At 60.0% G+C, this 13015-nt stretch carries 10 protein-coding genes; all 10 read left to right on the top strand.

The genetic code is table 11. The features are described 5' to 3' along the window. Positions 1-4: 4 nt before the first annotated feature. The 10 genes from AC3IUE_RS27725 to AC3IUE_RS27770 all read left to right on the top strand — a co-directional run bounded on the left by AC3IUE_RS27725 (position 5) and on the right by AC3IUE_RS27770 (position 12995). Positions 5-1441 carry a sigma-54-dependent transcriptional regulator gene (locus tag AC3IUE_RS27725; protein ID WP_489264323.1) on the top strand — a complete coding sequence of 479 codons (1437 nt, stop codon included), beginning with the start codon at positions 5-7 and terminating at the stop codon, positions 1439-1441. An 885-nt stretch (positions 1442-2326) separates the two neighbouring features. Beyond that, entirely contained in the window at positions 2327-3727 is a 1401-nt protein-coding gene (locus tag AC3IUE_RS27730) for a polynucleotide adenylyltransferase PcnB (protein WP_008153304.1), read from the top strand. A gap of 3 nt (positions 3728-3730) precedes the next feature. Further along, the gene (gene folK, locus AC3IUE_RS27735) at positions 3731-4216 is read left to right on the top strand and encodes a 2-amino-4-hydroxy-6-hydroxymethyldihydropteridine diphosphokinase (protein WP_489264324.1); all 486 of its coding nucleotides are present in this window, start codon (positions 3731-3733) and stop codon (positions 4214-4216) included. 365 nt (positions 4217-4581) lie between these two features. After that, positions 4582-5382, top strand: a complete 801-nt coding sequence (panB, locus tag AC3IUE_RS27740; protein WP_033054352.1) for a 3-methyl-2-oxobutanoate hydroxymethyltransferase — start codon at positions 4582-4584, stop codon at positions 5380-5382. Continuing rightward, a complete protein-coding gene (gene panC / locus AC3IUE_RS27745) occupies positions 5379-6239 on the top strand; it encodes a pantoate--beta-alanine ligase (RefSeq protein WP_489264325.1) in 861 nt (286 codons plus the stop codon). The genes panB and panC overlap by 4 nt, the downstream gene beginning before the upstream one ends. A gap of 199 nt (positions 6240-6438) precedes the next feature. Next, positions 6439-6819, top strand: a complete 381-nt coding sequence (gene panD / locus AC3IUE_RS27750) for an aspartate 1-decarboxylase (protein WP_008153310.1) — start codon at positions 6439-6441, stop codon at positions 6817-6819. Between the two features lie 229 nt (positions 6820-7048). After that, entirely contained in the window at positions 7049-8713 is a 1665-nt protein-coding gene (gene pgi, locus AC3IUE_RS27755; protein WP_056746068.1) for a glucose-6-phosphate isomerase, read from the top strand. A 214-nt stretch (positions 8714-8927) separates the two neighbouring features. Beyond that, positions 8928-10865: an acetate--CoA ligase gene (gene acs / locus AC3IUE_RS27760; protein WP_489264326.1), complete on the top strand. Its 1938-nt coding sequence runs from the start codon at positions 8928-8930 to the stop codon at positions 10863-10865. Positions 10866-10930: 65 nt separating this feature from the next. Continuing rightward, positions 10931-11803, top strand: a complete 873-nt coding sequence (locus AC3IUE_RS27765; protein WP_489264327.1) for an oxygenase MpaB family protein — start codon at positions 10931-10933, stop codon at positions 11801-11803. Between the two features lie 175 nt (positions 11804-11978). Beyond that, positions 11979-12995, top strand: coding sequence for a class I SAM-dependent rRNA methyltransferase (locus AC3IUE_RS27770; RefSeq protein WP_056746061.1), 1017 nt, complete (start codon positions 11979-11981; stop codon positions 12993-12995). Positions 12996-13015 lie beyond the last annotated feature (20 nt).

The following is a 13015-nucleotide window of genomic DNA, read 5'->3' on the forward strand; positions in this document are numbered from 1 at the left end:
ATCAATGCCGCACATTTTGATCGTCGAAGACGAAACAATTATCCGCTCCGCCTTGCGCCGCCTGCTGGAACGTAACCAGTACCAGGTCAGCGAAGCCGGTTCAGTGCAGGAAGCACAAGAACGCTTCACCATTCCCACGTTCGACCTGATCGTCAGCGACCTGCGTCTGCCTGGCGCACCTGGCACCGAGTTGATCAAGCTCGGCCAGGGCACTCCGGTGCTGATCATGACCAGCTACGCCAGCCTGCGTTCGGCGGTCGACTCGATGAAGATGGGCGCGGTGGATTACATCGCCAAGCCTTTCGACCACGACGAAATGCTGCAAGCCGTCGCGCGAATCCTGCGTGACCGCCAAGCTGTACAAGCCAGCGGTGAGCCGGTCGCCGGTAAAACCGGCAATGGCGCCGCGAAACCGGGCGCCAGCAACAACAACGGCGAAATCGGCATCATCGGCTCCTGCCCGCCTATGCAGGATCTGTACAGCAAGATCCGCAAAGTCGCGCCAACCGACTCCAATGTCTTGATCCAGGGCGAATCCGGCACCGGTAAAGAACTGGTGGCGCGCGCCCTGCACAACCTGTCCAAACGTGCCAAGGCGCCGATGATTTCGGTGAACTGCGCGGCCATTCCAGAAAGCCTGATCGAGTCCGAACTGTTCGGCCACGAAAAAGGCGCGTTCACTGGCGCCAGCGCCGGGCGTGCCGGCCTGGTCGAAGCGGCCGACGGCGGCACTTTGTTCCTCGACGAAATCGGCGAACTGCCACTGGAAGCCCAGGCCCGCCTGCTGCGCGTGCTGCAGGAAGGTGAAATTCGTCGTGTGGGTTCGGTGCAGTCACAGAAAGTCGATGTGCGCCTGATTGCCGCGACTCACCGGGACCTCAAGAGCCTGGCGAAGATCGGCCAGTTCCGTGAAGACTTGTATTACCGCCTTCACGTGATCGCCCTGAAACTGCCAGCCCTGCGCGAACGTGGCGCCGACGTCAACGAAATTGCCACCGCGTTCCTGGCGCGGCAGAGCGCGCGAGTCAACCGCACCGACTTGAAGTTCGCCCCGGATGCCGAGCAGGCGATTCGTCATTACGCCTGGCCGGGTAACGTTCGTGAGCTGGAAAACGCCGTAGAACGTGCCGTCATCCTGTGCGAGAGCCCGGAGATTTCCGCCGAGCTGCTGGGGATCGACATCGAACTGAGCGATCTGGACGATGACGATTTCATCGGCCTGCCTCCGCAACAGGGCAGCGCCGCCGGTAACAATAGCCATGAGCCGACCGAAGACCTGTCACTGGAAGACTACTTCCAGCACTTCGTTCTCGAGCATCAGGACCACATGACCGAAACCGAGTTGGCGCGCAAACTTGGTGTCAGTCGCAAATGCCTGTGGGAACGCCGTCAGCGCCTGGGCATTCCGCGGCGCAAGACCGGGGTGGCAAGCGAGAGCTGAACCTCGCCTGTCTGATGCGCGGGTAACACGTGACAAGGTGAAAAAACTGTTACCTCAGTTTTTCCACGTAACAGAAGCCGGGGCTTACGGTAACGAAGCCCCGGTTTTTTTTGGCCTCTGAAAACCTCACCAGCCGGCCTAACCCCTTGTTTTGCTGGGCCTCGCAAAAGTTGGCACGCCCCCTGCTATATGTTTGGTACAAGAACAATAACAAGCAATGCACAAGACAATAAAAATAAGACGTATCGACTCACGCACAATAAAAACAAGACGGCGAGAGGCGCAGCTAACTGATTCTTTTGGAGAGGCGTTGTATTTGGGGCTTGCCCCACGACCAGGCCGAGAACAACAAAAAACTGTCACAAGACAGAGCCTGAACTGGTTGGATCGCAAGATCACTGCAACACAGCGACCAAAGCAATCCGTTTGCTCTTGGCTCCCGATTGGGAGGGCCATGAAGGAAAAACTTCATGGCGAGGGCACTTAACAAAAACAAAAAGCCCGAATCAAAAATAAAAATAGAGCATGCAACTACTTTCTTGGGGAGCTTCGGCTCCCCTTGTAGTTTCTGGTGTTTGGCCCTTGTAGCGGCACTTTGTAGCAGCTGCCGAGCAACGCGAGGCTGCGTTCGACTGCGGAGCAGTCGCAATACAGGCACCCGGCTTCTTCTGACACACCGCAATTTCTGGTTTTACGACTACTGCGTAGTCGAACGCAGCCTCGCAGGCTCGGCAGCTGCTACACAGAGCCAATCCGCACCAACAAGCCCCTGCTTCAAGCGCTTGCGCAGCTTCCTACACCATCCCCCGACTAAATGCTAGAATCCCCGCCCATCATGCGGTCATTCTTCGTTTTGGCCGAACATTCCTTCAAACAGTGCATCCCATGCTGAAGAAGCTGTTCCAGTCATTCCGTTCTCCCAAGCGTCATACGCAACACATTCGCAGTACGCCTGAAGTGCTCAACAGCGGCCAACATTCGCTGCAAAAGGCCCAATTCAGTCGCTACGCGGTGAATATCGTCGAACGCCTGCAGAACGCCGGTTACCAGGCTTATCTGGTCGGCGGCTGTGTGCGTGACATGCTGCTCGGCATCACGCCGAAAGATTTCGACGTCGCCACCAGTGCCACGCCTGAACAGGTGCGGGCCGAATTCCGCAACGCGCGGATCATCGGTCGTCGCTTCAAGCTGGTGCACATCCACTTTGGCCGCGAAATCATTGAAGTCGCGACCTTCCGCGCCAATCACCCGCAAAACGATGAAGAGGAAGACAGCAACCAGTCTTCCCGTAACGAGAGCGGGCGCATCCTGCGCGATAACGTCTACGGCACGCTGGAAGAAGACGCGCAACGCCGCGACTTCACCATCAACGCCTTGTATTACGATCCGGTCAGCGAGCGCATCCTCGACTACGCCAACGGCGTACACGACATCCGCAATCACCTGATCCGCCTGATCGGCGATCCGAAGCAACGCTACCAGGAAGATCCGGTACGGATGCTGCGAGCCGTGCGTTTCGCCGCCAAGCTGAATTTCGGCATCGAAAAACACAGCGCCGCGCCAATCCGTGAACTGGCGCCGATGCTGCGCGAGATTCCATCGGCCCGACTGTTCGAAGAAGTGCTCAAGCTGTTCCTCTCCGGCCATGCCGCGGACACCTTCGAGATGCTGGTCGACCTGCAGCTGTTCGATCCGCTGTTCCCGGCCAGTGCCGAGGCGCTGGAATACAACCCGACGTACACCCACACGCTGATCAGCGAAGCGTTGATCAACACTGATCTGCGGATCAAACAGAACAAACCGGTGACCCCGGCGTTCCTGTTTGCTGCGCTGCTTTGGCCGGCCCTGCCGGCCCGTGTATTGCGCCTGCAAGAACGTGGCATGCCACCGATTCCGGCCATGCAGGAAGCGGCTCATGAACTGATCGCCGAACAGTGCCAGCGCATCGCGATTCCGAAACGCTTCACCATGCCGATCCGCGAGATCTGGGACATGCAGGAGCGTCTGCCACGCCGTAGCGGCAAGCGCGCCGACCTGTTGCTGGACAACCCGCGATTCCGTGCCGGTTACGACTTCCTGCTGCTGCGCGAAAGCGCCGGCGAGCAGACCGATGGCCTGGGCGAATGGTGGACGGATTATCAGGACGCCAACGACAGCGAACGTCGCGACATGATCCGCGACCTCAGCGGCAAGGACGACGGCACTGGCGCTCCACGCAAACGTCGCCGCAGCGGTGGCGCCAAGCGCAAACGCACCGCCGGCGCACCGAGCGCCACGGGCGAGTAATCCATGGAACGCATCTACATCGGCATGGGCAGCAATCTGGCTGACCCCGCCGAACAATTGCGCAGCGCCGTCGACGCGCTGGCACAGTTGCCGCAGACCGAACTGATCGGGGTTTCCGGGTTTTATCAGAGCGACTCGCTGCTGCCCGGCCAACCGCGTTATACCAACGCGGTTGCCGCCCTCGACAGCACGCTCCCGCCGCTGGCGCTGCTTGATGCGCTGCAAGCCATCGAGAACGGGCAGGGCCGCGAGCGCCTTGAACGCTGGGGGCCGCGTACGCTGGATCTCGACATCGTACTGTTCGGTGATCGGCTGATCGATGAACCTCGCCTCAAGGTGCCTCACTACCATCTGCAGGAACGAGCTTTCGTTCTCTATCCACTGGCCGAACTGGCGCCTGCGGATTTGCGTCTGGCCGATGGCCGCAGCCTGAGTGATTTGCTCGCTGCCTGCCCGTTCGTCGGCTTGGAACGACTCCCTCCGAATTAATGCACATCCCCTGTGGGAGTGAGCCTGCTCGCGATAGCGACTTAACACTCACCGAAGATGTTGACTGTCAGGACGCCATCGCGAGCAGGCTCACTCCCACATTGGTTTTTGTGTTGAACACAAAATCTGCTGCTGAATCGCATCAGTTACCCCGGTAACACCCCACGCGTAACAATGCGGTAACACACGCAATTGACTTCCCGAGTTCTCCTCACGACTATAGGCGTCCCGCTGCCGCCAACACGGCGTTGAAGGGCGCAATCCAGGCCTTAAAAGCACGACAACAGACCGTGCGCCTGTATTTAACGAAGAATCACGCGCGTTACTCGCAGTAGTTTCCACAGCGCCTGAATGAGGAACTTTTCATGCCAGCCATCACCCTGACCACTCTGCAAGGTCTCAAGCAAAAAGGTGAAAAGATCACCATGCTGACCTGCTATGACGCGACCTTCGCCCACGCCTGCAATGAGGCTGGTGTCGAAGTGCTGCTGGTGGGCGACTCCCTTGGCATGGTTTTGCAAGGTCACGACAGCACCCTGCCGGTCACCACCGCTGAAATGGCTTACCACGTGGCGTGCGTCAAACGCGGTAACACCGATGCGTTGATCCTCGCCGACCTGCCCTTCATGGCCTACGCCACCACTGAACAAGCCATGACCAACAGTGCCCTGTTGATGCAGGCGGGTGCGCACATGGTCAAGGTTGAAGGTGCGCTGTGGCTGGCGGACTCGATCCGTCTGCTGGCCGAACGCGGTATCCCGGTGTGCGCGCACATGGGGCTGACACCGCAATCGGTGAATATCCTCGGCGGTTACAAAGTCCAGGGTCGCAACGAAAACCAGGCACGGCAGATGCGTGCCGATGCGATCGCCCTGGAACAAGCGGGCGCGGCGATGTTGCTGCTCGAATGCGTACCGAGTGAACTGGCCGAAGAGATCACCCAGGCGGTAAAAATCCCGGTGATCGGCATCGGCGCCGGCAGTGGCACCGACGGCCAGGTACTGGTTCTGCACGACATGCTCGGCCTGTCGATCACTGGCCGTGTGCCGAAGTTCGTGAAGAACTTCATGGCCGGGCAACAGAACATTCAAGCGGCGCTCGGTGCGTACGTCACTGAAGTCAAAGCGGCGACTTTCCCTGGTATCGAACACGGATTCTCTGCATGAACACCGTAAAAACCGTACGCGAATTGCGGGCCGCCGTGGCCCGTGCCCGCAGCGAAGGCAAGCGCATCGGCTTCGTGCCGACCATGGGCAACCTGCACAGCGGTCATGTGGCACTGGTGACCAAAGCCTCCCAACGGGTGGATTTCGTGGTCGCGAGCATTTTCGTCAACCCGCTGCAGTTCGGCGCCGGCGAAGACCTCGACAAGTACCCGCGCACCCTCGCAGCCGATCAGGAGAAACTGCTCCAGGCCGGTTGCCACTTGCTGTTCGCGCCAACTGTTGAAGAAATGTACCCCGACGGCATGGTCGGCCAGACCCGAGTCAGCGTTCCGCAACTCTCCGAAGGCCTCTGCGGCGCCAGCCGTCCCGGGCATTTCGAAGGTGTGGCGACGGTGGTCACCAAGCTGTTCAACATGGTTCAGCCGGACCTGGCGATCTTCGGCCAGAAAGACTTCCAGCAACTGGCTGTGATCCGCGCCCTGGTGCATGACCTGAACATGCCGATCCAGATCATCGGCGAACCGACCGTACGTGCAGCCGATGGCCTCGCGCTGTCGTCGCGCAATGGTTTCCTCAGCGAAGAACAGCGGGCCGTTGCGCCGGTTGTGTATCGCGGTTTGAGGCAGATTGCCGACGCGATCAAACAGGGCGAACGAGATTTCCCGGCGTTGATCGGTGCGCAGATCAAGCAGCTTGAAGCGGCTGGTTTCCGTTCTGATTATCTGGAGATTCGTCATGCGCTGACCTTGCGCCCGGCAACCCCGGAAGACCGGGATCTGGTGATTCTGGTGGCGGCGTTCCTGGGCACTACGCGGTTGATCGATAACCTGCACCTGAACCTCGACGCATCCGCCTGAACGCACCGCAATTCCCCTGTGGGAGCGAGCTTGCTCGCGATGAGGGAGTGACATTCAACATTTGTGTTGGCTGACAGTCCGCCATCGCGAGCAAGCTCGCTCCCACAGGGGTTCGGCGGTGACTCCAAACGCCGTATTGCTGGCCCTCAAGCCTTTGGGCACAATGCCCGCCGTTCGATTCCGACCCGGGGAAACACTCATGCACGCCATCATGCTCAAAGCCAAGCTGCATCGCGCCGAAGTCACCCACGCTGTACTCGATTACGAAGGTTCTTGCGCCATCGACGGCGAATGGCTGGACCTGTCCGGCATCCGTGAGTACGAACAGATCCAGATCTACAACATCGACAATGGTGAACGCTTCACCACCTACGCGATTCGTGGCGAAGAAGGTTCGCGCATGATCTCGGTCAACGGTGCCGCCGCACACAAGGCCAAGGTCGGTGATCGCGTGATCATCTGCGCATACGCCCACTACAGCGAAGCCGAGCTGCTCAACTTCAAGCCACGCATGCTCTACATGGCGCCGGGTAATGAACTGAGCCACACCAGCAATGCCATTCCGGTTCAGGTCGCCTGATCCCGTCTTAGCCCCTCCCCCTTCCGTTTGTCGGACCGTTCCCTGCTCGATGTATAAAAAAGTACCGGGAACGGGTCAGACAAAGTCAAGACAGATCGCAGCGCGAGGTTTACTGTATTCGCCCTGTGTCATGAAATCGTGTCGACGCAGTTGACCGGACGCCCACCCACAGCGCTCCGGTATTTTTAGTGTTCAAAAGGCCGTTCAAGTAAAAAGGAAACCCGCAGCGATGGCGTATTACCGCACCCCTCAAGACGTTACCGCTCTGCCCGCCTGGCAAGCGTTGAATGACCACCGCCAAGCCATGCAGGATTTCAGCATGCGCGAAGCCTTTAATGCCGATCCGCAGCGCTTTACCCAATTCACCCTCAGCAGCTGCGGCCTGTTTCTCGACTACTCGAAGAACCTGATCAACGCTCAGACCCGAGATCTGCTGGTGGGCCTGGCCAACGAAGTTGACCTTCAGGGCGCGATCAAAGCGCTGTTCGAAGGCGAAATCGTCAACTCCTCCGAAGGTCGTCCGGCCTTGCACACCGCCCTGCGCCGTCCGGTCGGCGACAAGCTGAAGGTCAACGGCGTCAACGTGATGCCGGAAGTGCACAAGGTCCTGAACCAGATCACCGACCTTGTGGGCCGTATCCACGACGGTTTGTGGCGCGGTTACTCCGAGAAGCCGATCACTGACGTGGTGAACATCGGCATCGGTGGCTCGTTCCTCGGCCCGGAGCTGGTCTCCGAAGCGCTGCTGTCCTACGCCCAGAAAGGCGTGCGCTGCCATTACCTGGCGAACATCGACGGCAGTGAGTTCCACGAACTGACCATGAAACTGCGCGCCGAAACCACGCTGTTCATCGTTTCGTCGAAATCCTTCAACACCCTCGAAACCCTGAAGAATGCCCAGGCCGCACGCGCCTGGTACCTGGCTCAGGGTGGTTCGGAAGCCGAGCTGTATCGTCACTTCATCGCCGTCTCCAGCAACAATGCAGCGGCGGTGGCATTCGGGATCCGCGAAGAAAACATCTTTCCGATGTGGGACTGGGTTGGCGGCCGTTACTCGCTGTGGTCGGCCATCGGTTTGCCGATTGCCCTGGCCATCGGCATGTCGAACTTCAAGGAACTGCTGTCCGGTGCCTACACCATGGACCAGCATTTCCAGAGCACACCGTTCGAACAGAACATGCCGGTGCTGCTGGCGTTGCTCGGCGTGTGGTACGGCAACTTCTGGGGCGCGCAAAGCCACGCGATCCTGCCGTACGACCACTACCTGCGTAACATCACCAAGCATTTGCAACAGCTGGACATGGAATCCAACGGCAAGAGCGTGCGCCAGGATGGCACGCCAGTGTCCACCGACACCGGCCCGGTGATCTGGGGTGGCGTGGGCTGCAACGGTCAGCATGCGTATCACCAGTTGCTGCACCAGGGCACCCAACTGATCCCGGCCGACTTCATCGTGCCGATCGTCAGCTTCAACCCGGTCTCCGACCACCACCAGTGGCTGTACGCCAACTGCCTGTCGCAAAGCCAGGCGCTGATGCTGGGCAAGACCCTTGCCGAGGCTGAAGCCGAGTTGCGCGACAAAGGCATGAGCGAAGAAGAGGTGCAGAAACTCGCGCCTCACAAGGTGATCCCGGGCAACCGTCCGAGCAATACGTTGGTGGTCGAGCGCATCAGCCCGCGTCGTCTCGGCGCATTGGTGGCGATGTACGAACACAAAGTCTTCGTGCAAAGCGTGATCTGGGGCATCAACGCCTTCGACCAGTGGGGTGTGGAGCTGGGCAAAGAGCTGGGTAAAGGCGTCTACAACCGCCTGGTCGGCAGCGAAGAAACCCCGGCTGACGATGCTTCGACCCAAGGCTTGATCAACTACTTCCGCGGTCGTCACCGCGGGTGATCTGACGCAGCACTTGCTATCCCCTGTGGGAGCGAGCCTGCTCGCGAGTACGGTTTTTCATTCGACATTGATGTTGGCTGAACCATCGTATTCGCGAGCAGGCTCGCTCCCACAGTTGTTTTGGGTCACCTCCCCATTAGGCGTTCGGCTTGAACCCTTTCGCTACTCGGCGCATCTTTATTACTTGTCGCAAAAACAAGAATAAGGAACCGTCATGTTCGATATCAGCACGTTCCCCCAAGCCGATGCCGTCCGCCGGGCTGCACAATTAAGTCAAGACGACTACAAGCGCCTGTACCGCCAATCCATCGAACACCCCAGCACCTTCTGGGCCGAACAGGCCACACGCTTTCTCGACTGGAGTAAGCCGTGGGATACCGTCCAGCGCTATAACCTGAAAACCGGTGAGGCGAGCTGGTTCGCCGGCGCAAAGTTGAATGTCAGTTACAACTGCATCGACCGTCACCTGGAAAAACGCGGCGATCAAATCGCGATCATCTGGGAAGGCGACGACCCTGCCGAATCCGTACAGATCAGCTACAAAAAACTTCATCACAACGTCTGTCGCCTGGCCAACGTACTCAAAAGCCGTGGCGTGAAGAAAGGCGACCGCGTGTGCATCTACATGCCGATGATCCCCGAAGCTGCCTACGCCATGCTCGCCTGCACGCGCATTGGTGCGGTGCATTCGGTGGTGTTTGGTGGTTTCTCTCCGGACTCTGTGCGTGACCGGATTCTCGATGCCGACTGCCGCACCGTGATCACCGCCGATGAAGGCGTGCGCGGCGGTAAAGTCGTGCCGCTCAAGCAGAAGGTCGACAAGGCGCTGCACAGTTGCCCGAACGTCAGCACCGTCATCGTGGTCGAGCGCACCCAGGGCGAAGTGGACTGGGTCGAGGGCCGGGACATCTGGTATCACCAGGCGCTGCGCGACGTCAGCGACGATTGCCCGCCTGAGCCGATGGACGCCGAGGACCCACTGTTTATCCTCTACACCTCCGGCAGCACCGGCAAACCCAAAGGCGTGCTGCACACCACTGGCGGCTATCTGCTGCAAGCGGCGATGACCTTCAAGTACGTGCTCGACTACCGCGACGACGAAGTCTTCTGGTGCACCGCCGATGTCGGCTGGGTCACCGGCCACAGCTACATCGTCTACGGTCCACTGGCCAACGGCGCGACCACGCTGATCTTCGAAGGCGTGCCGAGCTACCCGAGCAGCTCGCGCTTCTGGCAGGTGATCGACAAGCACCATGTGAACATTTTCTATACCGCCCCGACCGCCCTGCGCTCCCTGATGCGTGAAGGCCCCGAACCGTTGAAGGAAACTTCCCGCGCGAGCCTCAGATTACTCGGCAGTGTCGGTGAGCCCATCAACCCGGAAGCGTGGGAGTGGTACTTCAATGCTGTCGGCGAACAGCGTTGCCCGATCGTCGATACCTGGTGGCAGACCGAAACCGGCGGCATCATGCTCAGCCCGCTGGTCAGCGCTCAACGGATCAAACCCGGCTGCGCCACGCAACCGATGTTCGGCGTGCAACCGGTGCTGCTCGATGAAGTGGGCAAGGAAATCAAAGGCGCCGGCAGCGGCGTGCTGGCGATCAAGTCCAGCTGGCCGGCGCAGATCCGCAGCGTCTACGGCGACCCGCAACGAATGGTCGACACCTACTTCAAGCCCTACCCCGGTTACTACTTCACCGGCGACGGCGCCCGGCGCGATGAGGATGGTGATTACTGGATCACCGGGCGCATCGACGACGTGATCAACGTTTCCGGGCACCGCATCGGCACCGCGGAAGTGGAAAGCGCATTGGTGCTGCACGACAGCATCGCCGAAGCGGCGGTGGTCGGTTATCCCCACGACGTCAAGGGTCAGGGCATCTACGCCTTCGTCACCCCCATGAACGGCACCGAGCCCAGCGACGAACTGAAGAAAGCACTGCTCGCTCACGTCAGCGAGGAAATCGGCAGCTTCGCCAAACCGGACCTGATCCAGTGGGCGCCGGCCTTGCCGAAAACCCGTTCGGGCAAGATCATGCGGCGCATTCTGCGCAAGATCGCCTGCAACGAACTGGACAGCCTGGGCGACACCTCGACCCTGGCTGACCCGAGCGTGGTCCAGGAGTTGGTCGATAAACGCCTGAACCAATAATCGCTTGTTTCAAAAGCCTGCGCGGCCGTTAATGGCCGCGCCTCCTTTTCCGCCACTGAGTCGCCATGGAATTCATCCGAACCCGTATCGAAACCCAGATCATGAGCCTGAGCGGTTTGTCACTGGGCAAGCTCGACCTGGAAAACCCCAAGGGCGATCCCGGCCTGTTCGGCCCCGATTCGGTGAGCTGGCAAGTGCATGGTGACTTCAGCAGCATGCTGATCGGCGGCATCAGCGCCCTGATGCTGCAGGCACTGCATCCACTGGCCCTGGCCGGGGTCTGGGACCATTCGAATTTTCGCGAGGACATGCTCGGCCGACTGCGCCGCACCGGGCAGTTCATTTCCGGCACCACCTTCGGTTCGCGAAAGGACGCCGACTGGCTGATCGAGAAAGTCCGCACCATCCACCTGCAAGTGACCGGCACGGCACCGGATGGCCGGCCCTACGCCGCCAGCGATCCCGATCTGTTGACCTGGGTGCACGTGGCCGAAGTCAGCAACTTCCTCGCGGCCCATTTGCGTTATCGCAATCCGAACCTTTCCCTGGCCGACCAGGACCGTTACTACGCGGAAATCGCGCTGGTCGCCGAACGGCTCGGCGCCCGTGACGTGCCGCGTTCGCGGCAGGAAATTACCGATTACCTTGAACGCATTCGCCCACAGCTGCTGTGCGATGAGCGCAGTCGAGAGGTGTTACGGCTGTTGTTGAACGCCCCGTCCCCCAGCCGTTTGGCCAGACCTTTCGGCAGTTTGATGATGCAGGCCGGGATCGACCTGCTGCCGGACTGGGCCAGTGACATGCTGGGCGTCAGCCAGAGCCCGCTGCAACGCAAGCTGATCCGTGCCAGCGTCAATCGCAGCGTGCCGATGCTGCGCTGGGCGGTGCGTAACGGCTCGGCGCACCGGGCCAAACGACGGATGGGACTGCTGACCTGATTGCCCCCAAAAGCATCGCGAGCAGGCTCGCTCCCACAGTGGATTTGTGTCGAGCATAAATTTTCAAACAATAGAGATTTCCTGTGGGAGCGAGCCTGCTCGCGATGGCATCAACTCGGTTCCGGCCCAAGCTGTTAAACTCCCGCGCCAAATTCCCTCCTGCAAGGCGCCCAGCATGTCTTCCTTGAATCAGGCGCTGCGCGCCGCCCTCGCTCGTCGTCAGGACCTGCTGGCCGAACTGCATCAGCAAGGCACCGATTGCTATCGTCTGTTCCACGGCAGCCAGGAAGGCGCCGGCGGCCTGACGATCGACCGCTACGGCCCGCAATTGTTGGTGCAAAGCTTTCACCAGTCACTGGAACGTGATGCGTTGCTGCAACTGCACGACACCATCAATCAGCACCTGGGCCTCGAAACGCTGCTGGTCTACAACGATCGCTCCCGTGGCAACTCGCGCATTGACCGTGAAGACACCGTCTACCACGCCGACGAGGCCGCCCTGCAAGACTTGATCGGTCACGAATGGGGCTTGAATTACCGGGTTCGCGGCCGCCACGCTGGCCAGGATCCGCTGCTGTTCCTCGACCTGCGCAACACGCGCGGCTGGGTCAAGCAGCACAGCAAAAACAAAAGCGTGCTGAACCTGTTCGCCTACACCTGTGGCGTCGGCCTTAGTGCTGCGGCCGGTGGCGCGAGCGAAGTCTGCAACCTCGACTTCGCTGAGGGCAACCTGGCCGTCGGCCGTGAGAACGGTTTGCTCAATCCCCAGTTGCCGACCATGGACTTCATCCAGTCCGACTACTTCCCGGCCATCCGCCAGTTGGCCGGCCTGCCGATCAGCCAGCGCCGCGGGCAGAAACTGCCGAGCTATCAGCGTCTGGAACAGCGTCAGTACGACCTCGTGCTGCTGGACCCGCCAGCCTGGGCCAAGAGTGCTTTCGGCACCGTCGACCTGCTGCGCGACTATCAGAGCCTGCTGAAGCCGGCACTGCTGACCACCGCCGACAATGGCGTGCTGATCTGCTGCAACAACCTGGCAAAAGTCAGCATGGACGACTGGCGCGAGCAGGTTTTGCGTTGTGCAGAGAAAGCCGGCCGGCCGGTGCGCGAGTGGACAGTGATGAAACCGGGCGGCGATTTTCCGTCAATGGATGAGCAGCCGCCGCTGAAAACCCTGATTCTGCAACTCTGAGATTCGTCCGAAAAATCAGA

It is taken from the genome of Pseudomonas sp. GL_093 (genome assembly GCF_057837605.1).